Raw genomic sequence first — 21547 nt, 5'->3', positions numbered from 1 at the left:
GGTACGGCGCCCGCGGACTGCGGGGGCACCGCGCCGTTCAGGGCGATCGTGGGGTCGTCCGTCGGCCGGGCCGGAACCACCGACAGGTCGTATCCGCACGCACCGCAGAAACGATCACCCGACTCGAGGGGTTCCTCGCAGCTCGGGCATTTCGACAGCGCGGCCTGCTGGGGCATCTGCGACATCAACTACACCCACGTCCGGGGGCGGTAACGATTGGCACGTTCCACCAGGTCGATCCTCTCCTCGCCGCTGCGCGCCAGCCGGGCCAGCGTGCGGTACGAGCGCTCCAGACCGAAGCGCAGGCCACGCTCGTCCAGGCCGCTGCCGAGCAGCGTCCGCCCCCCGGCGGCGGGAGGAGCGGAACCCTGGCCCCCGGAGAGTACCCAGTCCAGTCCGCAACCGAGGACCTCCGCCGCCAACAGCTCGCGGCGCGCCGGATCCAGACCGTACGACTCCAGGGCCTCGACCTGCCCGGCGGCGGCCGTCAGGTCGTCCAGGTACGGCGCGTCGGCGGCGGTGACCGTCCGCCCGCGCAGCCGCGCCCGGACCGCCGCCACGCGGGCGGCGGTGTAGTGGATGGAGGACTCCGGCACCGACTCCAGCGTGTGTACGGCGCCCCGCCGGTCCCCGGCCGCCAGGCGCACCCGGGCCAGCCCGAACGCGGCGCTCACATGGCTCGGGTCGGTCGACCACACGAGGCGGTAGTACTCGGCGGCGTTGTCCAACTGGCCCAGCACCTCGGCGCACACGCCCAGCGCCAGCTTCGGCGCGATCTCGCCCGGGAAGGCGTCGTAGACGGCGTCGAAGGCGAGCGCGGCGCCCTCGTGGTCCCCGGTGACCAGGGCGGCGATGCCCCGGTACCAGACCACCCGCCAGTCGTCGGGGTCCTGCTCCTCCAGCGCGCGCAGCGCCTCCAGCGCGGTGTGCCACTCACCCGTCTCCAGCCGGGCCCGCACCTCGCGCAGCCGGGTCTCCGTCGACGGGCCGGGCGCCGCGGCCAGCGCGTGGACCAGCTCGGCCGGCGCGGACGTCAGCAGACCGGCGAGGAAACCGGCGTTGGGGTCGGAGGACTGGACGTGCGGGACGGGCAGCGCGAGGGCCGCCGTCGCACAGTCCACGGGCTTGACCAGGGCGGGGGTGGCCGGGGCGGGGCCGACGGCAGGAGGAAGAGGTGCCGCTCCGGCGGGCAGGGCGGGCGCGCCCCTGCGGCCCCGGGGAGGGCGGGCGCCGAGCCGGGAGACGTCACCGGCCGGCGCGGGGAACAACTCCGTGTCCGTCACCCGCACTTCCGGCCCGAACAGGGTCGACAGCGCCGGGCGCGCCTGCCCCGACTGGAGCGAGACGACCTCCCGCAGCACGCCCGTGAGCTGCTCGGCCATCTCCTGCGCGGAGGCGAACCGGCGCGCCGGGTCCGGGTCGGTGGCCCGCACCAGGAGCCGGTAGAAGGACTCGTACTGCCGGAACACCTCGATGTTGTCCGGGTCGGGCAGGGAGTCCGCGTAGACGTTCGTGTACCCCTGGAAGTCGAAGGTGAGGACGGCCAGCGTGCGGGCGACCGTGTACAGGTCGGACGCCACCGACGGGCCCGCCTCGGCGACCTCCGGCGCCTGGTAGCCGACCGTGCCGTAGATGGCCGACTCCTCGTCGTCCATCCGGCGCACCGCGCCCATGTCGATCAGCTTGAGCTGGTCCTCGGTCTGGATCGCGTTGTCCACCTTGAAGTCGCAGTAGAGCAGGTTGCGGCTGTGCAGATGGCCGAGCGCCTCCAGCGCCTCGATGCCGTACGCGCAGGCCTGCTCCACCGGCAGCGGGTCGCGCCTGCCCTCCGGTGTGCGGCGGGCGTTGGCGATCTCCTTCAGCGACTTGCCGCCGACGTACTCCATGACGATGTAGCCGTCGAGGGAGCCGGTGCGCTGGTCGAGGTGCTCCACGAAGTTGTAGATCCGCACGATGTTGGCGTGCTCGATCTCCGCGAGGAACCGGCGCTCGGAGATGGCCGCCGCCATCGCGTCCTGGTCACCGGTGTCGAGGAGACCCTTGAGGACCACCCAGCGGTCGGACACGGCACGGTCCACCGCGAGGTAGATCCAGCCGAGCCCGCCGTGCGCCAGGCAGCCCACCACCTCGTACTGGCCGTGCACCACGTCCCCGGCCCGCAGCTTCGGCACGAACGAGTACGGGTGGCCGCACTTGGTGCAGAACCCTTCCGTGCGTCCCGCCCGGCCGCTGCGGGCCCGGCCCACCGGCGCCCCGCAGTCCGAACGCGAGCAGAACCGCTTGCGCTCGGGCACCTCCGGGTCGTCCAGCACCATCCGCCGCGGATCCGGCCGCGGGATCGCCGGCACCTGCACCAGGCCCGCGCCCAGCCGCCCCCGCCCCGAGCTGCCCGCGCCGGTGCCGGAGCTGCGCACCGACACCGAGCGGCCCGTGGCCGTCCGGCCCGACAGCGAGCGGGAGAGCCGGCCGGACACCGAGCGGCGGGACTTCGACGACTGCGACGACGTACGGGAGCTGCGGCCGCTGCGCGCGCTGCCGCCGCCGCCCGCGCGGGCACTCTCCGAGCCCCGCGAGTCCCGGCCGCCCGCCGTGACGCCGGTCGGAGGCGAGACCACCAGGCCCGTCGGCGACACCACCGGGGCGAGACCGCACGTGTCGCAGTACAGCTCGCCGCCACCGACGTCCTCGTAGGCGCCCTCGCACTCGGGGCGCTGACAGGCCGTCCCCGCCGTCACGCCCGCGGGCGCCCCCTGGCTGCCCGGTCCGCCCGTACCGCCCGCCTCCCTCTCGACCCTCATGCGCCCGGCCCCCTCCGGTCGTCCGGCCGGGCCTGCCCCGGCACCCCCGTGGAGCCGGTGAGCAGTTCCGACACCGCCTGCTGGTAGCGCAGCACCGCCTGCTCGGCGGCGCGCAGATCGCAGGGCGCGCTCCACAGCATGCGGCGCGCCTTCTCGTACCGCTCCACCAGCAGCGGGTCCTCGGCCAGACCGTGCCGGGACACCTTCGCCTTGTACGCGTCGAGCCGGCCCCGCAGCTCCGCCCGGACCGCCAGCGGCGCGGTGACCGCCGTCAACGACTCGCGGGCGCGCAGCAGTTCGTCCTCCGCCTTCTGCTCCAGGGACTCCAGCAGCGGCGACAGCCGGTGCCACTGGGCGTGCCGGCGGTACTCCGCCGCAGCCGCCACCTGCTCCTGCAACGCCGTCGGCGGGCCGCTGACCGCCGGCACCTCCGTGGCCGCGATCTTCGCCAGCACCTCGCCGCGCGCCGTGCGGGCCTCGGCGAGGGTGCGGTCCGCGCGGGAGAGCACGTCACGCAGCCGGACGATGCGTTTCTCCGCGTCCTGCCGGACCGCCAGCACCGCGTCGATCTCGCGGCGCACGTCCTCCAGGGCGCGCGCCTCACGGTCGTACACCGTGGTGTCGGGCTTGCCGCCGCCCGGCGCCGAACTGCCCTCTGCCTTCTTCCAGAAGGCCAGCGGGTCGGAGACCACCTGCTCGCGCAGCCTCGTCAGCGTGCGGGTGATGCGCTCCAGGTCGTCGCCCGCCGGGTGCTCGCCCGGGCGCACCCCGACCGAGTGCGCCAGTGTGCTGGTGCGCCGCAGCTCCGCGGAGAGCAGATCGATCCGGGCGGGCAGCGCCGACCACACCGCGTCCGCGGCGACGACCATGTCCAGCGAGGCCGCGTACAGCTCGTTCATGCGGTCGACGAGGGCGGCGAGCGAGTAGCGCTCGCTGAGCACGCCCGGACCGCCGTGCCCGGCCGCCGCGTTGGCGGTCGCCGCCGCGCCGCCGGCCATCGTCACCGGCTCGCCGCGCAGCAGCTCCGTCAGCTCCACCAGGTCCTCCCGGCTGGACCAGCGGCGGCGCGAGCGGATGTCCCGGGCGGTGCGCAACGCGTCCGTGTACGCGTCGAAGTAGGTCCACAGCAGCGTGATCGCCGCCTCGGTGGACGTCCACCGCTCGGCGGTGACGCCCGTGAGCCGGGCGCCCTCCAGCAGCCGTCGGCCCGCGTGGTCCTGCAGGGCGAGGAGCGAGGTCTCGATCGCCTCGTGCTCCGCGCCGAGCCGCGCCAGCGCACGGTCCACCTCGTCCCGGTCCATCACCGGCCCGGCGGGATCCGTGTCGGCCATCGATCACCTTTCGCAGCGGGGTGGGTTCGTGTCGTGCGTGGGGGGCGGGCGGGGTGTCGTGGAGGGGCGGCGGGGCGCCGCCGCGTAAGGGTCAGTCGCGGCGCAGGTACTCGGGGGCCGGGGGCCTGGAGGCGGTGGGGTCGTCGTCCATCGTGGCGGACAGCCACTTCGTGTACGAGGCCTGCCAGCCGGCCGCGGTGTCCTGCCGGAAGTCCACCAGGATCTGGTTGACCCGGCGGACCAGGTCGTCCGCGTCCTTCTTCATCGCCACGCCGTAGTACTCGGTCGTGAACGCCTCACCCTTGAGCTCGACCGTCGGATCCTGCGCGGCCTGACTGGCCGCGAGCGCGCCGTCGTTGACGACCGCGTCCACCTCGCCGAGCTGCAGCCGCACCAGGCAGTCGAGCTGGTTGGGCACCGTGGTGGAGATGTCCGCGGACGCCGGCAGGGCGCCGCTCCTGCGGTCCTCCTCCAGCTTCGCGTGCGCCGTCGAGCCCTTCGCCGTGCATATCCGGCGGTTCGCCAGGGTCTCGTCGTACCCCGCGACCGGGGAGGACTTCGGCGCCAGGACCTGCTGGCCCGTCTTGAAGTACGGGGCGGAGAACGCCACTTCCTGCAGGCGCGAGCAGTTGATCGTCATCGTCCGGACGACCAGGTCCACCCGCCCGTCCTGGATCGCCGGGATGCGCTGGTCGGTGGGGATCGCCTTGAACTGCACGGCGTCCGGGTCGCCGAGTATGTCCTCGGCGATGCGGTGCACCAGGTCGATGTCGAAGCCTTCGAGGCGGCCGCTCACACCGCTGTTGGGGTCGCGGTAGCCCCAGCGGTAGCTGTTCTGGTCGACACCGACGACCAGCTTGCGCTTCTCGCCCTGACGGTTCTTGATCGCCGCGATGGTGGGGCCGTCGGCGGAGGACGGCGGCAGTGTCTGCTTCTCCGGGGCCGTGCAGGTGTCCGCGGCGCGCGCCTCGGCCGTCAGCGCCCGCGTGGCCCCGTCCCCGGCCGGGCGGGGCGCGCCCGCCTGCGAGGCGACCGAACCCGTGCAGGTCAGGGCGAGCGCGAACACCAGGGCGAGGGCGCAGGCCGCCGCCATCGCGCCCACACCGCCCCAGCCCTTCAGGCGGATCCGCAGGTGGCGTGCGTGCATCGTCATGGCCCCCTTCGGTTTCGTCGTCCGCCGCCCGCTCATCGGTACTCCGACAGCCTGCGGCCGATGCCCAGCACCGCTCCCGCCGCGCCCAGCACGCCGAGGACCGCCGCGCCGGCCGGCAGGCCGGTCAGCGCGTCCCGGCCGGCACCGGCGGCCTCGGCGAACTCGGTCTCCTCGTGCGCCAGCGCCGTCGCCAGGTTCTTGTCGACGCTGTCGAAGCACTCGCCCGTCGCGCCCTTCGGGCCGATCACCATGTCCAGCGCCTGCTGGTAGTTGCCGTTCTCGTCCTGCTCGCGGGCCGCCGCGTGGCGCTTCTTCCACTCCGTCATGTTGCTCACGGCCGCGGTGACCGGCTGCGCGCCGGTGGCGTCGTCCGCGAGGCGTTCGGCGACGGCGAGGCCCTTGCCGAGTGCGTCCATGTCGCGGCCGAAGTCGTGGTCGTAGGCGTCGAGGGTCTCGTCGCCGACCTTCTTCGTCTCGGCGCCGCGGGCGACGAGCGTGAGGTTCTCGTTGCCGCGCGCCTTGAGCGAGGCGATGCGCGCGTCGTGCAGCACGTCGAGCGAGCGGACGCCGTGGTCGTAGGACGCGTCGAGGTGCGAGCGGGCCAGGGCGTGTCCGGCCGTCAGCCAGAGCAGCACGATCGCGGTCGCGGCGGTGGCCGCGACCAGACCGTGGTTGAGGACGCGGTGGGTGCGCAGGTAGGTGCGGCGCTGGGCCCAGGCGAGGGCGGCCAGCGCGGCCAGTCCGAGGGCGATCGCGGGCCAGGGGTAGGGGGTGGCGTCCGCGTAGTCCGCGCGCAGGCGCTGGTTCTCCTTGGTGTACAGGTCCTGCGCGGCCGGCAGCATCTCCTGCTGCATCTTCTCGTTCGCGTAGCGCAGGTAGGCACCGCCCACCGGGTAGCCCTGGCGGTTGTAGGTGCGGGCGCGCTCCACCAGGCCCTTGTACTCGGGGAGCAGGCGGTTGAGCTTGGTGATGGTGTCCGTGGAGGGGGAGCCGGGGGCCGCGTTGGCGGCGGCGTTGACCAGCTTCCCGGCGGCGGTGCGGATGTCGCGTTCGTAGCGGTCGCGGGTGGCGGCGGTCTCCTGGCCTCCCGCGAGGAAGCCGCTGGACGCGGCGGTGTTCGCGTCCGCCAGGGAACGGTAGATGTCGGCGGCGTCCGAGGTGAGCGGCTGGCTGCTGGTGAGGACGTCGTCGGCGGCCGCGGCCCTGTCGGTCATCTGCCACGCGGTGACCGCGCCGAACGTCACGACCAGCGCGGCCAGGACCGCGCCGATGATGCGGAGGCGGCCCGGTTCCGTGGTGGCGGCGCGGCGGAGCTGGTCCACGCCCTCGGCGAAGGCGGTGCGGCGGGCGGGGGGAGGCGCCGCGGTGGTGGGGGCGGGCGTGGTGCCGGGGCCGGTTGCGGAGGCGGGGGGTGCGGCGGGTGCCGTCGGCTGCGGTGGGATCGCGGGCAGCGTGGGTGGCGCGCCGGCGTTCGGTGTGTGTGTCATGTGACCTCCCCCGTGGTCATCCTCCGCGGCAAGTATCGCCGTCGGGGGCGGCATCCGCACCGGCCTTGGCACGATCTTGATCCAAATGCAGTGTGATGGCCGGAAGTTCCGGGCCGCCGCACCCACCCTGCCCAGGAACACGCCCGGGAAATCCGTTCGGTTCCGGGGGCGGGGCGGGGCGGGGTGCGGGGCCGCCTTGCGCCGCGCCCACGGGCGGTGGGCAGGGCGCCGTCGGCGGCTCACCCGTAGTGCGCGCGCAGGCGGGCGTGGGTCTCCGGTGGGGCCGACACGTGGTCCAGGCCGAGGAGCGCCGCTCCCAGGACGGGGGGCGCGGTGATCACTCGAGGTACGGCTCGGGGGGCGCGGGCTGCCAGTCGGGTGCGGATGCCGTCGATGAGGAGGGGGTGCCGGGCCGCCAGGACGCTGCCGCCCAGGAGGACGGGGGTCTCCTCGTGGAGGAGGTCCAGGCGGGTGAGGGCCACCACGGCCATCGTGACGATCTCCGTGGCCTGGCGGTCGACGACGGCGCGGGAGACCGGGTCGCCCTCGGCGGCCGTGGCGAACAGGACGGGGGTCGCCTCGTGGCGGCGGTGGGGTGGGATGTGCTCGAGGTGCAGAGCCTCTATGAGGGCGGGCATGTCGGGGACGCCGAAGTGGGCGGGGAGGGTGGTGGTCAGGGCGGTCTTCTCACCTCGCCCGTCGTCGGCGCGGGCCGCGTGCCACAGGGCCTCCTCGGCCAGGGCCCAGCCGCCGCCCCAGTCGCCGGAGATGCGGCCGACCGCCGGGAAGCGGGCGGTGCGGCCGTCGGGGCGCATGCCCACGCAGTTGATGCCCGCGCCGCAGACCACCGCGACCCCGCGGGGTTCGGTGACGCCGGCGCGGAGGATCGCGAAGGTGTCGTTGCGGACCTCGACGGTGGTCGCCCAGGCGCGCGAGGTGAGGGCTTCGGTGAGTTGCTCCTCCTCGGCCGGGAGGTCGGCGTTGGCGAGGCACGCCGAGACGTGGGCCACCTCGGGGGTGCCGGCCGCGGTGAGGGCCTCGGTGACCGTGGTGGAGAGCGTGGCCATGGCCGTGTCCAGGCCGTCCGCGGGTGGGCGGAAGCCTCCTCCCCGGGCCGTGGACAGCACCGTGCCGTCCGCGCCGATCACCGCCACGTCCGTCTTGCTGTTGCCCGCGTCGACGGCGAGGACGGATGCGGTCAGGCCCACGTGAGGTGCTCCCGGTTGTGTGCGATCAGGTCGTCGGTCAGCCGGTCCGCGTAGGCGTACTGGCCGACGAGGGGGTGGGCGAGGAGGGCGCGGAAGACGCGGTCCCGGCCGCCGTGCAGGGCCGCTTTCAGGGCGAGGTCCTCGTAGGCGGTGACGTTGGCCATCAGGCCCGCGAACAGGGGGTCCACGGGGGCGACGGGGAGAGGGCGGGCGCCCTCGGCGGTGATCGTGGCGGGGACCTCGACGACCGCGTCGTCGGGGAGGAAGGGGAGGGTGCCGTTGTTGAGCGTGTTGACCACCTGGTGCTCGGAACCGGCGCCGCGCAGCAGGGCCGCGGCCAGGTCGACCGCCGCCTCGGAGTAGAAGGCGCCGCCCCGCCGGGCGAGGAGGGCGGGCTTCCGGTCCAGGGCGGGGTCCGCGTAGAGGGACAGCAGCTCTTTCTCCATCGCCGCCACTTCTGCTGCGCGGGAGGGCTTGGTGCGCGCTTCCTCCACCACCTCGTCGTGGGCGTAGAAGTAGCGGAGGTAGTAGGAGGGGATCACGCCCAGGCGGGTCAGGACGGGGCGGGGGAGGCGGAGGTCGGCGGCGATCGTGTCCCCGTGGTCGGCCAGCAGGCGGGGGAGGACGTCCTCGCCGTCGGGGCCGCCGAGGCGTACGGCCGTCTCCCAGGTGAGGTGGTTGAGGCCGACGTGGCCGAGGTGGACGTCGGCGGGGGCGGCGCCGAGGAGCGCGGCGAACTTGCGCTGGAGGCCGATGGCCACGTTGCACAGGCCGAGGGCCCTGTGGCCGGCCTGGAGCAGGGCGCGGGTGACGATGCCGACGGGGTTGGTGAAGTCGATGATCCAGGCGTCGGGGTTGGTGCGGCGGACCCGCTCGGCGATGTCCAGGACGACCGGGACCGTGCGCAGCGCCTTGGCCAGGCCGCCCGCGCCGGTGGTCTCCTGACCGACGCAGCCGCAGTCCAGGGGCCAGGTCTCGTCCTGCAGGCGGGCCGCCTGGCCGCCGACGCGCAGCTGGAGCAGGACCGCGTCGGCGCCGTCCACGGCCGCGTCCAGGTCGGTGGTGGTGGTGATGCGGCCCGGGTGGCCCAGGCGGGCGAAGATGCGGCGGGACAGCGGGCCGATCAGGTCCAGGCGGTCCGTCGCCGGGTCGGTGAGGACCAGCTCGGTGATGGGCAGGACGTCCCTCAACCGCGCGAAGCCGTCGATGAGTTCGGGGGTGTAGGTCGAGCCTCCGCCGACCACGGTGAGTTTCATGCGTTATCCCTTGACTCCGGTGAGGGTGACACCCTCGACGAACGCCTTCTGTGCGAAGAAGAACACGAGGATGACGGGCGCCATGACCAGAACGGTGGCGGCCATGGTGAGGTTCCAGTCGGTGTGGTGGGCGCCCTTGAAGGACTCCAGACCGTAGGAGAGGGTCCAGGCGGCCGGGTTCTCCGAGGCGTAGATCTGCGGGCCGAAGTAGTCGTTCCAGGCGTAGAAGAACTGGAAGAGGGCGACGGCCGCGATGCCCGGTTTCGCCATGGGCAGCACGACCCGCAGCAGGGTGCGCAGTTCGCCGCAGCCGTCGACCTTCGCCGCGTCCAGGTACTCGTCGGGGATCGTGGTGAGGAACTGGCGCAGCAGGAAGATGGAGAAGGCGTCGCCGAAGGCCATGGGGATGATCAGCGGCCAGAGCGTGCCGGAGAGGTCCAGTTGCTTCGCCCAGAACAGGTACATCGGGATGACGACCACCTGGGGCGGCAGCATCATCATCGCGATGACCAGCATCAGGGTGAGGTTGCGGCCGCGGAAGCGGAACTTGGCGAGCGCGTACGCCACCGGAACCGAGGAGACGACGGTCAGCAACGTGCCGAGGCCGGCGTAGAGCAGGGTGTTGCGCCACCAGGTGAGGAAGCCGGGGGTGTCGAACACCTCGCGGTAGTTGCCCCACTCCCAGGTGCGGGGAACCAGGTCACGGGTGAGGGCCTGCTGGTCGCTCATCAGCGAGGTGAGGACCACGAAGACGAACGGCAGCACGAAGAAGAGGGCGGCGGCGATCCCCAGGGAGTGGACGGCGATCCACTCCAGCAGGGCGCGGCGGCGGGCGGTGCGCCGCGCGGGGGACGGGGGCGCGTCGGACCGTACGGGACGCTCCAGCAGCTGGGTCATGGTCAGTCACCTGCCTGGACGAGTCCGCCCCGGCGCCTCATCAGCAGCGCGGTGAAGGCCATGGCGAGGGCGAAGAGCACCAGCGCGACGACGCAGGCGGCGCCGTAGTCGAAGCGCTGGAAGCCGAGGTTGTAGACGAGCTGGGGCAGCGTGAGCGTGGACTTGTCCGGGTAGCCGGGCTCGAACTGCTGGCCCGAGCCGCCGATGATCCCGGACGCGACCTTTCCCGCCACCAGGGGCTGTGTGTAGTACTGCATCGTCTGGATGACGCCCGTCACCACGGCGAACATCACGATCGGTGAGATGTTCGGCAGGGTGACGAAACGGAAGCGCTGCCAGGGCGAGGCGCCGTCCAGCTCGGCGGCCTCGTACTGCTCCCTGGGGACGTCGAGCAGCGCGGCCATGAAGATGACCATCAGGTCGCCGACGCCCCACAGGGCGAGCGCGGTGAGGGCGGGCCTGGACCAGGCGGGGTCGGTGAACCAGCCCGGTGCCGGCAGCCCGAGGCCGTCGAGCACCGAGTTGACCGGACCGGTGCCCGGGTTGAGCAGGAAGACGAAGGCGAGGGTGGCGGCGACCGGCGGGGCCAGGTAGGGCAGGTAGAAGAGGGTGCGGAAGACGCCGACGCCGGTCCTGAGCCTGGTGACCAGCAGGCCGACGCCCAGACCGAACACCACCCGGCACGTCACCATGACGAGGACCAGCCAGAGCGTGTTGCGCAGGGCCGGCCAGAACAGGGGATAGTCCTGGAAGACGTAGGCCCAGTTGTCCAGGCCCCGGAACTCGGGGGTGCCGAAGCCGTCGTACTTCATCAGGGAGAAGTACACGGTGGACACCAGCGGGTAGGCGAAGAAGACGCCGAACCCGATGAGCCAGGGGGACAGGAAGGCCACCGTCCGGAGCGCCGACCGGCGGCGCTTCGCGCGGAGCGTGTACGCGGACATCGGGCTACTTCGCCTGCTCGATGTCGCGGTCGATCTGCGCGGCGGTCTTCTCCAGCCCCGCCTTCAGGTCCTTCACCTTGCCGGACTCGTACTGGTACCCGAAGTCCTGGAGCGTCGTCTGGTACGTCGAGCCGTTGACGGAGGCCGGCGGGGTGTTGGACTCGGGGTGCCGAGCGATGTCCAGGAAGGTCTTGAAGGCCGGGTCCGTCTTCAGGTCGGGGGACTTCAGCGCCTCGAAGGTCGAGGGAACGTTGTGGATGGCGTTGGCGAAGGAGACGACGGCCTCGGTGTCGGTCGTCATGAACCGCACCAGCTCCCACGCGGCGTTCTGCTTCTCGCTCTGCGGGGCGATGCCCATGATCGTGCCGGACAGGAAGCCCTTGCCGTACTCGTCCGCCTCGTCGTCGGCGACGGGCATCGGCGCGGTGCCGATCTCGAAGTCGACGCCGGCGTCCCGCGCCATGCCGAGCCGCCACTCGCCGTCGAGCTGCATGGCAACCTGACCGGTGTGGAAGGGGTGTTCGGCACCCCACTCGTCGCCGAAGGTGTTGCGGTACTTCTCCAGCTTCGCGAACCCGCCGAGGTCGTCCACCAGCTTCTTCTGGTACGTGAACATCTCGGCGAACGCCGGGTCCTCGGCGACGGCCGACCTGCCGTCGGCGTCGAAGTAGGCGTGGTCCCACTGGGACATGTAGTGGTCGACGACCGTCTCGTAGCCGTGGTAGTTCGGCATGAAGCCGAGCTGCTCGTAACCGTCGCCCTTCGTCTTGGTGAGCTTCTTGGCGACCTGCGCGAACTCCGACCAGGTCCTGGGGGGTTCGGTGATGCCGGCCTTCGCGAAGGCGTCCTTGTTGTAGTAGAGGCCGTAGGCGTCGCCGAGCAGGGGGAGGGCGCAGCGGGTGCCCTCGAACTGGGTGTAGTCCAGCATCGGCTTCGGGATGATCGCGTCCAGGTCGAGCTTCGACTTCTCGACGAAGGGCTCGAGGTCGGCGAAGGCGCCCGAGGAACAGAACTTGCCGACGTTGGACGTGGTGAACGAGGAGACCACGTCCGGGCCGTTCGAACCGCCCGCGCGCAGCGCCTGGTTGAGCTTGTCGTCGTTGATGTTGCCGACGACCTTCACCTTGATGTTGGGGTGCGCCTTCTCGAAGCGGTCCACGACGTCCTGGACCGCCTTCACCTCGGCGGGGGCGCTCCAGCCGTGCCAGAAGGTGAGGGTCGTCCTGGCGTTCGGGTCGTCGCCGGCGCCGGACCCGGACTGGCCGGTGCAGGCGGTGGTGAGCAGGGCGAGGGAGGCGGTGGCGGCCAGCGCGAGCGTCGCTTTTCTGGATATTCCGGGCATGACGGAGCTCCCTGGGGCGAGGTGTGGGACGGGGTGAGGTGAGGGACGGGGTGAGGAAGGCGCGGTGCGGGGCGGGTGGGAAGGGGCGGGGTCAGCGCGAGGTGTCGAAGACCTCGTTGCGGGTGGCCGCGAGCGCGCTCTCCAGCGCGCCGCGCAGCACGGGGTGTTCACGGACGCCACCCAGGACGAGCCGGGGCCGGGAGGCGGCCAGCTCCTCCAGCTCGTCCCGGACCAGGTCGCGCAGCACCGCGCCGCCGGAGGTGAGGGCGGTGCCGCTCAGGACGACGAGCGCGGGATCGAGGACGGCGACCAGGGAGGCCAGGCCGGTCGCCAGACGGGTGGCGTAGGTGTGCAGCAGGGTGCGGTGCGGTTCCTCGTCGGGGCGGGCCGCGGCGCGCTCCAGCAGGGCGGCCGCCGCCTCGGTGTACGGGCCCTGCGGGACGTCCGGCACGCCCAGCTCGCGGGCCAGCCGCGGCACCGCCTGGGCGCCGGCCAGCTCCTGGTAGCCGCCGCTGTTGGCCTTGGTGACCTGGCGGACCAGCGGCGTGCCGGGCACCGGCAGGAAGCCGACCTCGCCGGCGCCGCCGGTGAACCCCCGGTGCAGCCGGCCGCCCAGCACCAGGGCCGCCCCCAGTCCCTCCTGGCTCCACAGCAGCACGAAGTCGTCGTGGTCGCGGGCCGCGCCGAGCCGCCGCTCGGCCACGGCGGCGAGATTGACGTCGTTCTCGTACTCGAACGGCATCGGCAGGGCGGCGGCCAGTTCGTCGAGCAGCGTGGGGGAGTGCCAGCCGGGCAGGTGGGAGGCGTAGCGCAGGCGGCCGGTGTTCGGGTCGAAGGCGCCCGGGGTCCCTATCACCAGGCGGTGGACGTCCGCCCGGGTCAGTCCCGCCGCCTTCACCGCGCCGTCCAGGGCGTCGGTGACCTGCTGGACCACGGGCACGGCGGGCCGGCGGCCGGGGGTGGGCAGTTCGTGCCGGCCGACGGTGCGGCCGGTGACGTCGGCGACGGCCGCGAGGACGCGGCGCGGGTTCACGTCGAGTCCGGCGGCGTACGCGGCGGCCGGGTTGACCCCGTACAGCTGGGCGTTGGGGCCCGGGCGGCCCTCGGTGGTGCCGGTGGCGAGGACCAGGCCGGCGGCCTCCAGGCGGGCCAGGAGCTGGGAGGCGGTCGGCTTGGACAGGCCGGTGAGCTTGCCTATCCGGGTCCGTGACAGCGGTCCGTGCTCCAGCAGGAGGTCCAGGGCGGCGCGGTCGTTCATGGCGCGCAGGACGCGCGGGGTGCCCGGCGTACCGGCTGTTCCTGCCATGGGGTGCGACACCTGCCCTTCGTCGACTGCACAGTTTCTCAAGCGGCCGGTCAGGACGTCCATCCCGGACCGACGCCGGGACCACTGTTAGGAAAGTTTCCTGTCGGATGGGGAGGAAGGTAAGCCCGGCGCGGAGCGGGCGTCAAGAGGCGTCGTCGGCCGGAACGGCAGGGAACGGAAAGGGGCGGCACCCGGGACCTCCCCGGGTGCCGCCCCTTCACGGGCCGGCGGCTACTTCGTGGTGCTCGTCGGCGAGGGCAGCGGGGAGGCGGCCATGGACTGCGGGGACACCGTGCTGGCGTAGGCGGACGGGGCGGCCACACCGGCCGCGGGGTCGCCGGCCGGGGCGTCCTCGGCGGCGGTCGCGCCGCCCACGATGCGGATGCCGTTCGCGTCGAAGGCGCGCTTGATGCGCCAGCGCAGCTCCCGCTCCACGGTCAGCGACTTGCCGGGCATGGTCTTGGCGGAGACCCGCACCACCATCGAGTCCAGCAGCACCGAGTCCAGGCCGAGCACCTCCACCGGGCTCCACAGCAGCTCGTTCCAGGGCTCCTCCTTGCTGGTGCGCTCGGCGACGTCGCTCAGCACGGACTTCACCTTGTCCAGGTCCTCGTCGGAGCGGACCGTGACGTCCACGTTGGCGGTGGCCCAGCCCTGCGAGAGGTTGCCTATGCGCTTGACCTCGCCGTTGCGGACGTACCAGATCTCGCCGTCGACGCCGCGCAGCTTGGTCACCCGCAGCCCGACCTCGATCACCTCACCGGTGGCCACGCCCGCGTCGACGGTGTCGCCGACGCCGTACTGGTCCTCCAGGATCATGAAGACGCCGGAGAGGAAGTCCGTGACCAGGTTGCGCGCGCCGAAACCGATCGCCACACCGGCCACACCGGCCGACGCGAGCAGGGGCGCGAGGTTGATCTGGAAGGTGCCCAGCACCATCAGCGCGGCCGTGCCCATGATCAGGAACGACGCCACCGAGCGCAGCACCGAGCCGATCGCCTGGGACCGCTGGCGCCGGCGCTCGGCGTTGACCAGCAGGCCCCCGAGTCCGCCGCTCTCCATGGTCTGGCCGGTGCGGGACATCCGGTCGACCAGCTTGGTGATCGCCCGCCGGACGACCACGCGCAGCACCGTCGCGATCACCAGGATGAGCAGCACACGCAGCCCGATGGCGAGCCAGGTCGACCAGTTCTCCTCGACCCAGCCGGCCGCGCTGGTGGCGCTCTCCTGGGCGTCCTGGAGCGAGGGGACCCGTGGCGTCTCCGACTCCGAGGGGGTCGGCGAGGGATCGGCGGCCGACAGGACGACGGGCAAGGACACGGCGGGTACCTCCAGGTGCACGTCCGCCCCCCGGTGCTGCGGTCAAGGTCTGCAAGGTCACGAATGGGTCACCGGCAGGGGCGGAACCACCACACTAACGGGGCATTGTGGCGGGACCGGCGGGATGTGTGAAGAAGAGACCCCGCTCACCTGCGCTTGAACCGGCCGTGATCCTGGGGATGAATCGAGATGTGGTCGAAAACACTCCCAGCCCGTTACCGGGACATGGTGGCGCGTTCACCAGGCATGAGGGGAGACTGACTACGGATCGTCCCGGCGCGAGCCACGCGCCGCCGGCGTACAAGGAGGCCGTCCGTGCCGCATGTCCTGGTCCTCAACGCGTCGTACGAGCCGCTCGGCGTCGTACCGCTCCGCCGCGCGCTCGTGCTCGTCCTCGAGAACAAGGCAGTCTGCCTCGAGGAGACCGGCGCCTATCTGCACAGCGCCACCGTCACCGTCCCCGCCCCCAGCGTGGTCCGGCTCAAGCGTTTCGTGCGGGTCCCCTACCGGGGTCCCGTTCCTCTCACCCGCAGGGCGCTGTTCGCCCGTGACGGGGGCCGGTGCATGTACTGCGGTGGCGTCGCAACCAGCGTCGACCACGTCATCCCGCGCAGCCGCGGGGGCAAGCACGTCTGGGACAACGTGGTGGCGTCATGCCGCCGCTGCAACCACGTGAAGGCCGACCGTCACCTGATCGAGCTGGGCTGGCGGCTGCGCCACAAACCCGCCCCGCCCACCGGTCTGGCCTGGCGCATCATCGGCACCGGCCACCGTGACCCGCGCTGGCTGCCGTACCTCCAGCCGTACGGCGCGGACGACGCCCTGGCCCGCATCGACGGCATCTCGGCCTGACCCCGTCGGGGGACCGGTGGGGCCGGTGGCGCGGGGAGCGCGGCCACCGGCTCCGGGTGGGTCAGTCCGCGACCGCGTACGCCTCCACCGACCACAGTGAGTAGCCGTAGCGGGTCGCGCGGCCGGCGCCCTGGACGCGGATGTGGCGGACGTCGGACTCGTCCATGCGGACGGTCTCCCGGCCGCCGCGGCTGTCACGGACCTCCGCCGCCGTGCGCCAGGCGTGGCCGTCCGCCGAGACCTCGACGCGGTACGCCGAGGCGTGGGCGTCCTGCCAGCGCAGGTCCACCCTGCCCAGCCGTACGGGGCGTTCCAGCTCCACCTGCCACCAGGCGTCGTCCTCGGCCGGCGACGACCAGCGCGTCGCGGGGTCGCCGTCGTTGGCCGCCGAGGCGGGGAAGTCGGGTGTCTCGTCGGCCGAGGACTCCGCCCGCCCGGTGCGGGCCAGGTCGGGGCCCCCGACGGGCGGGACGGCGTCGACGGTCAGCGTGCGGGTCGCGCCGCCGAAGCCGAGCCGCACGTCGTAGGAGCGGGTGGGCGAGCCCGGCCTCACGGTCACCTCGACCGGCACCCGCACCGGCGTGCCGCGCGGGACCGACAGCGGCCCCTTCGGCACCCGTACGTCCACGCCCTCGGGGGCCCGCGCGGTCAGCCGGTCACGGACGTCCTCGGGCCGGGCCGAGCCCAGGGTGACGGTCACCGTGCGGGTGCGGCCGATGTCGGCGTCCGCGCGGTCGCCGGGCAGGTCCACCACCGCGTCGGGGACGTCCGCGAACCACGGCACCAGGTGCCGGACCCGCTCCGGGTCCGCGTCCACGACCCGTACGGCGTCCACCGGCCGGTCACCCACCCGCAGTTCCGTCGCGCCCTCCGCGGCCAGCGCGCCGATCCGCCGCCAGCTCCCGTCGGCCGCACGCACCTCGACGGCGCCCCGGGTGCCGGGATCGGTCAGCACCGTGACCGTGTCCAGGACCCGGGCGACCTCCAGGCGCAGCGTGCCGGGGCCGCCGGCCGTCCCGGCCGGCTTCCGCGCGAGGCCGGCCCAGCTCTCGTACGCCTTGCGCGCCCGGTCCAGGAACGGGTCCAGCACGCCCTCGGCGACCTTCACCCGCTCCGCCGCCAGCTGCGCGCGCAGCTCGCCCAGGTGCCGGTACGCGGCCCAGGCGGCGCCCGCGTCACCGGCGCCCTGTGCGCGCAGCATGTCCAGGGCCGCCGTGCCGGCGTCGCCGTAGGCGGCCAGCCGGCCGGTCCAGGGGGTGATCTCGCCCGCCAGGGAGGTGCCGGACAGCCGCCCGGGCAGGTCGCGCAGAACCGTGAAGGCCGTACGCAGCCGCCGGGCCGCCGCGGTCTCCCCGGGACCGCCCGCGGCCGGCCGGGTCCGCCAGAACTCCTGGAGCAGCGGACGCAGGTACGCCGACTCGGTGCCGCCGAGGACCGAGGAGGCGGTGTTCCGGGCCAGGGCCGTCAGGGCCTCGTGGCGCCGGGCGTCACCGCCCGCGAGGTCCGCGATCGCGGCCCGCCAGGACTCCTGGGGGTCGTACGCGCGCGGGTTCCAGGCGAAGTCGGCGGCCGTGGACAGCGGGATGCGCGACGCCTCGGGCTGCTCCATCGCGTTGGCGAGCAGCGCGGCCGAACCGGCCGCCACGGCGGGCTCCCGGCCCTGGTAGGGGCCGAGGAACAGCCGCTCGGGCGCGTAGTCGTTGACCGGGTAGTTGTCCATCGTCACCAGCGGATGCCCGAACACTTCGCGTGCCTCGGCCAGTTGGCGGCCCGTGATGGTGCGCGGGACCACGCCGACCCCGGTCCATGCCACCTCGACGCCCCCGTCGAGTTCCTCGGCGAGCGCCCGCCGGTACGCGGTCGAGCCGTCCTCGTAGTACTCGGTGGGCATCAGGGACAGGGCGGGCGAGCCCGGGTGCCGGCGCGCCAGGTGCCGGGCGACCGCGTTCGCCACGTGCGCCTGGGCGCGGGCGGCCGCCTCGGGGCCCGAGCCGAACCGGTCGGCGTCCGCGCCGCAGTGCCACTCGCTGTAGCTGACGTCCTGGAACTGCACCTGGAAGGCGCGGAAGCCCAGCGCCCACATCGCGTCCAGCTTGCGGGTCAGCGCCCGCAGGTCCTCGTCCGAGGAGAAGCACATCGCCTGCCCCGGGGCGACCGCCCAGGCGAGGGTGACGTGGTTGCGCGCGGCCCGCCCGGCCAGCTCCCGGAACTCCGCGCGCCGCTCGGCCGGGTACGGCTCGCGCCAGCGCGCCTGCCGGTGGAGGTCCTCGCCGGGTGCGTAGAGATACCGGTTCAGCTTGACGCGGCCCATGAAGTCGAGCTGGGCCAGCCGCTGCCGGTGCGTCCACGGGGTGCCGTAGAAGCCCTCGGTGACGCCGCGCACGGCGGTGCCCGGCCAGTCCCGTACGACGGCCGCGGTGAGGGTGCCGTCCGGGCGGACCAGGCGGCGCAGGGTCTGCACGGCGTGGAAGAGGCCGTCGCCGTCCGCCCCGGCGAGGGTCACGGAGCCGCCGCCCGCGGTGAGGACGTAGCCGCCCGCCGGGAGGGCGCCACGGGGATCGTCCGAGGCGTCCGCGTTCTTCGCGCGCACCACGAGCGCCCCCTCGGGCACCGGTGCGCCGGGGTCGGTGAACCGGCGCGCGCCGGCCTCCCGCAGGACGTCCTTCAGCGCCTCCACCGCGTACGGGTCCACCGTCCGGTCCGCGACCAGGGCGACCTCCTCGGTCACCGGGACCGGGGCGCCGTTCGCGCGCAGGTCGTGCGGGCGCGGCCACACCGACGGGACGGACGGACCGGCCGGGTCAGCGGCGGGCGCGGCGGACGGCTCGGGTGCGGGCGCGGCCGTCGCGGCGGGGGCGACCCCCAGGGATCCGGCGAGCACGGCGAGTGCGAGTGCGGCCCTCCGCGCGTTCGCCGTCCTCCCACGCCACAGCTGCACAGGGCCCCCTCCTGATCCCGCGGGACCGACCTGCCTACGACCGGCGGCCGTGTCCATTCCGTTACCGAGACGCCCCGAGCCCACCACTCCTGGAGTGAACGTGTCAATCAGAGGGGGTGTTGTGGCGTATTTGTCCCCCTGTGGAGTGAGAGTGAAGGGAGAGAATGTGACCAGAAGCACGTTGAACGACTTTGTGCGTCTGCGCTCGCGTCCACTGGGTAGGGCTGCGAGATGACCCGCACGGCGAGCTCGACGAGGAGGCCCTTGGTGGCTGCAGCGGCATACGTCTTTCCTCCGGTCCTGTCCAAACGCTCGGCGGAGCAGTCCGCCGACGACCCGCACGACTGCTTCCTCGGCGCGGAGGGTTCCTGCGCCGAGGCGCCGCTGACCAGTGAACCCCCGCTGCCCGACGCGGAGCCCCTGACCAGCGAGCCGCCGCTGTCCGACGCCACCCCGCTGACCAGCGAGTCCGACACCTTCTCCGACTCCTCGGACGCCGCGGGACTCGACTCCTTCCCGGCCCAGTACCGCCCGGAGCCCTAGGTGACCGCGCCCCGGCCGGCCGAGACCCCCTCCGAGGCGCTGTCCCGGCTCGCCGCCCTGCACGGCGTCGCCACCTCCTACAGCCCCTCCCCGGACGTGACGGTCGCGGCCTCGGCCACCGCCGTCACCCTCGCCCTGGCCGCCCTCGGTGTCGACACGTCCACCGACGCGGCCGTCCGTGACGCCCTGGCGGCCCGCGCACAGGAAATCGCCGAGCGCCTGCTGCCTCCCACGGTCGTCGGCCGGGGCACCCGCGCGCCCGACGCGCTCGCCGCGCTCCCCGCCGGCACCCGGCTGGAGATCCGCACCGAGGACGGCGGCACCCGCGCGTCCGCCGAGGGCCTCCCGCCCGGGGTGCACCTGCTGACCGCCACCGCCCCCGACGGCCGCACGGCCCGCTCCCACCTGGTCGTCGCGCCCCCGCGGCTGCCCGCACCCGAGGGGCGCTCCTACGGGCTGCTGGTCCAGCTCTACTCCCTGCTGTCCCGCCGCTCCTGGGGCATGGGCGACCTCGCCGACCTCGGTGAGCTCGCGGGCTGGGCCGGACGCGACCTGGGCGCCGGGTTCGTGCAGGTGAACCCGCTGCACGTCGCCGTTCCCGGGCCGCCGACCGACCCGTCGCCCTACCGTCCCTCCTCGCGCCGCTTCCCCGACCCGGTGCACCTGCGGGTCGAGGACGTGCCCGAGTTCGCCCACGTCGAGGACCGCGACCGGCTGCGCGGCCTGCTGGAGCGGGCGGCGCGGCTGCGCGAGGCGGTGCTCGACAAGGGCGAGCTGATCGACCGGGACGCGGTCTGGGAGGCCAAGCGGGAGGCACTGGAGCTGGTGCGGGAGGTCCCGCTCGGGCCCGGTCGTGCCGCCGCTCTCCGGGCCTTCCGCGCCGGCCAGGGCCAGGCCCTCCAGGACCACGCCACCTGGTACGCGCTCGCCGAGGTGCACGGCCCCGACTGGCGCCGCTGGCCCGCCGCGCTGCGCGACCCCCGCTCGGCGGAGACGGCCCGCGCCCGGGACGAGCTGCGGGACCGCGTCGACTTCCACTCCTGGCTCGTCTGGCTCACCGACGGCCAGCTCACCGCCGCCCAGCGGGCCGCGCGCGAGGCCGGGATGCCGGTCGGGATCGTCCACGACCTGGCCGTCGGCGTGCATCCGACGGGCGCGGACGCCTGGGCGCAGCAGGAGTACTTCGCGGCCGGCATGTCGGCCGGCGCGCCCCCGGACGCCTTCAACGCGCGCGGCCAGGACTGGGGGCTGCCGCCCTGGCGCCCGGACCGCCTCGCCGAGAGCGGGTACGCCCCGTTCCGTGACCTGCTGCGGGCCCTCTTCCGGTACGCGGGCGCCCTGCGCATCGACCACGTGATGGGACTGTTCCGGCTCTGGTGGGTGCCCGAGGGCCACCCCCCGACCGAGGGCACCTACGTCCGCTACGACGCCGAGGCCATGCTGGCGGTGCTGGTCCTGGAGGCCTCACGCGCCGGGGCGCCGGTGATCGGCGAGGATCTCGGGACGGTGGAACCGGGCGTGCGCGAGGCGCTGCGCGACCGCGGGGTGTACGGCACCTCGGTGCTGTGGTTCGAGCGGGACTGGGAGGGCGACCGCCGCCCGCTGCCGCCGGAGAGCTGGCGCGCCGACTGCCTGGCCACGGCCACCACCCACGACCTGCCGTCCACCGCCGCACGCCTCACCGGCGAGCACGTGGAGCTCCGCGACCGCCTGGGCCTGCTCACCCGCCCCCTGGCCGAGGAGCGGGCCGAGGCCGCAGCGGACGTGGGGGAGTGGCTGGAGGTGCTGGAACGGCTCGGCCTGCTCCCCGGCCCGGACGGCGGCCCGCACGGCGGCCCGGACGGCGGCGGCGCGGGCGGCGCGGACGCCTCCCGGGAGGAGGCCGGCATCCAGGCGGTGTACCGCTACCTGCTGCGCACCCCCGCCCGGATGGTCGGCGTGTGGCTGCCGGACGGGGTCGGGGACCGGCGCCCGCAGAACCTGCCCGGCACCTGGGACCAGTACCCGAACTGGCGGCTGCCGGTCGCCGACGCCGAGGGGCGCCCGGTCACGCTGGAGGAACTGGCGGCGTCCCCGCGGCTGCGGGCGCTGGTCGACGTGCTGCGCACCGAGTCCGCGCCGGGTGCCTGACCGGCCCGCGCGCCCGTACGGCACCCCGGGCGCGCGGCCCCC

General features: G+C 73.8%; 15 protein-coding genes. 3 read left to right on the top strand and 12 right to left on the bottom strand.

The annotated features are described in order from the left end of the window. Nucleotides 1-188 precede the first annotated feature (188 nt). The 11 genes from F3L20_RS26750 to F3L20_RS26700 all read right to left on the bottom strand — a co-directional run bounded on the left by F3L20_RS26750 (nt 189) and on the right by F3L20_RS26700 (nt 15042). Entirely contained in the window at nt 189-2798 is a 2610-nt protein-coding gene (locus tag F3L20_RS26750) for a serine/threonine-protein kinase (protein ID WP_240810763.1), read from the bottom strand. Continuing rightward, on the bottom strand, nt 2795-4129 hold the full coding sequence (locus tag F3L20_RS26745; protein WP_150156502.1) for a hypothetical protein: 1335 nt from the start codon (nt 4127-4129) through the stop codon (nt 2795-2797). Before F3L20_RS26745 ends, F3L20_RS26750 begins: the two co-directional genes overlap by 4 nt. A gap of 91 nt (nt 4130-4220) precedes the next feature. Further along, entirely contained in the window at nt 4221-5276 is a 1056-nt protein-coding gene (locus F3L20_RS26740) for a glutamate ABC transporter substrate-binding protein (RefSeq protein ID WP_206338942.1), read from the bottom strand. Nucleotides 5277-5314: 38 nt separating this feature from the next. Next, nucleotides 5315-6769 carry a hypothetical protein gene (locus F3L20_RS26735; RefSeq protein WP_150156501.1) on the bottom strand — a complete coding sequence of 485 codons (1455 nt, stop codon included), beginning with the start codon at nt 6767-6769 and terminating at the stop codon, nt 5315-5317. A gap of 239 nt (nt 6770-7008) precedes the next feature. After that, a complete protein-coding gene (locus tag F3L20_RS26730; protein ID WP_150156500.1) occupies nt 7009-7977 on the bottom strand; it encodes an N-acetylglucosamine kinase in 969 nt (322 codons plus the stop codon). Beyond that, nucleotides 7968-9233, bottom strand: a complete 1266-nt coding sequence (locus F3L20_RS26725) for a 6-phospho-beta-glucosidase (protein ID WP_150156499.1) — start codon at nt 9231-9233, stop codon at nt 7968-7970. The genes F3L20_RS26730 and F3L20_RS26725 overlap by 10 nt, the downstream gene beginning before the upstream one ends. Nucleotides 9234-9236: 3 nt before the next feature. Continuing rightward, nucleotides 9237-10130 (bottom strand): carbohydrate ABC transporter permease, encoded by an 894-nt coding sequence (locus F3L20_RS26720; protein ID WP_145827727.1) that lies wholly within the window; start codon nt 10128-10130, stop codon nt 9237-9239. Between the two features lie 2 nt (nt 10131-10132). After that, the gene (locus F3L20_RS26715) at nt 10133-11074 is read right to left on the bottom strand and encodes a carbohydrate ABC transporter permease (RefSeq protein WP_150156498.1); all 942 of its coding nucleotides are present in this window, start codon (nt 11072-11074) and stop codon (nt 10133-10135) included. A 4-nt stretch (nt 11075-11078) separates the two neighbouring features. Next, a complete protein-coding gene (locus F3L20_RS26710; protein WP_150156497.1) occupies nt 11079-12416 on the bottom strand; it encodes an ABC transporter substrate-binding protein in 1338 nt (445 codons plus the stop codon). Nucleotides 12417-12507: 91 nt separating this feature from the next. Further along, a complete protein-coding gene (locus F3L20_RS26705) occupies nt 12508-13722 on the bottom strand; it encodes an ROK family transcriptional regulator (protein ID WP_150156496.1) in 1215 nt (404 codons plus the stop codon). A 231-nt stretch (nt 13723-13953) separates the two neighbouring features. Further along, the gene (locus F3L20_RS26700) at nt 13954-15042 is read right to left on the bottom strand and encodes a mechanosensitive ion channel family protein (RefSeq protein WP_150156495.1); all 1089 of its coding nucleotides are present in this window, start codon (nt 15040-15042) and stop codon (nt 13954-13956) included. A gap of 315 nt (nt 15043-15357) precedes the next feature. On the opposite strand from F3L20_RS26700, the gene F3L20_RS26695 reads away from it, so the two are divergent. Then, nucleotides 15358-15894, top strand: a complete 537-nt coding sequence (locus F3L20_RS26695) for an HNH endonuclease (protein WP_150156494.1) — start codon at nt 15358-15360, stop codon at nt 15892-15894. A 61-nt stretch (nt 15895-15955) separates the two neighbouring features. On the opposite strand, the gene F3L20_RS26690 is transcribed toward F3L20_RS26695, so the two are convergent. Next, the gene (locus F3L20_RS26690; RefSeq protein WP_150156493.1) at nt 15956-18832 is read right to left on the bottom strand and encodes a beta-N-acetylglucosaminidase domain-containing protein; all 2877 of its coding nucleotides are present in this window, start codon (nt 18830-18832) and stop codon (nt 15956-15958) included. 267 nt (nt 18833-19099) lie between these two features. Here F3L20_RS26690 and F3L20_RS26685 point away from each other — a divergent pair, with 267 nt between their 5' ends. Both F3L20_RS26685 and malQ read left to right on the top strand, forming a co-directional pair. Beyond that, nucleotides 19100-19375, top strand: a complete 276-nt coding sequence (locus F3L20_RS26685) for a hypothetical protein (protein WP_150156492.1) — start codon at nt 19100-19102, stop codon at nt 19373-19375. Further along, nucleotides 19376-21505: a 4-alpha-glucanotransferase gene (gene malQ, locus F3L20_RS26680; protein ID WP_150156491.1), complete on the top strand. Its 2130-nt coding sequence runs from the start codon at nt 19376-19378 to the stop codon at nt 21503-21505. It abuts the gene before it with no gap. The last annotated feature ends 42 nt before the right edge of the window (nt 21506-21547 follow it).

It is taken from the genome of Streptomyces tendae, assembly GCF_008632955.1.
Taxonomy (GTDB): domain Bacteria; phylum Actinomycetota; class Actinomycetes; order Streptomycetales; family Streptomycetaceae; genus Streptomyces.
The sequence above is the reverse complement of the archived record's forward strand: the minus strand, read 5'-3'. Positions and strand labels throughout refer to the sequence as shown.

Bases quoted from the DNA above. Each gene is read 5' to 3' on its own strand.
- F3L20_RS26735 (WP_150156501.1), bottom strand. From the start codon at position 6,769: ATGACACACACACCGAACGCCGGCGCGCCACCCACGCTGCCCGCGATC.
- F3L20_RS26705 (WP_150156496.1), bottom strand. From the start codon at position 13,722: ATGGCAGGAACAGCCGGTACGCCGGGCACCCCGCGCGTCCTGCGCGCC.
- F3L20_RS26750 (WP_240810763.1), bottom strand. From the start codon at position 2,798: ATGAGGGTCGAGAGGGAGGCGGGCGGTACGGGCGGACCGGGCAGCCAG.
- F3L20_RS26725 (WP_150156499.1), bottom strand. From the start codon at position 9,233: ATGAAACTCACCGTGGTCGGCGGAGGCTCGACCTACACCCCCGAACTC.
- F3L20_RS26740 (WP_206338942.1), bottom strand. From the start codon at position 5,276: ATGCACGCACGCCACCTGCGGATCCGCCTGAAGGGCTGGGGCGGTGTG.
- F3L20_RS26745 (WP_150156502.1), bottom strand. From the start codon at position 4,129: ATGGCCGACACGGATCCCGCCGGGCCGGTGATGGACCGGGACGAGGTG.
- F3L20_RS26720 (WP_145827727.1), bottom strand. From the start codon at position 10,130: ATGACCCAGCTGCTGGAGCGTCCCGTACGGTCCGACGCGCCCCCGTCC.
- F3L20_RS26715 (WP_150156498.1), bottom strand. From the start codon at position 11,074: ATGTCCGCGTACACGCTCCGCGCGAAGCGCCGCCGGTCGGCGCTCCGG.
- F3L20_RS26710 (WP_150156497.1), bottom strand. From the start codon at position 12,416: ATGCCCGGAATATCCAGAAAAGCGACGCTCGCGCTGGCCGCCACCGCC.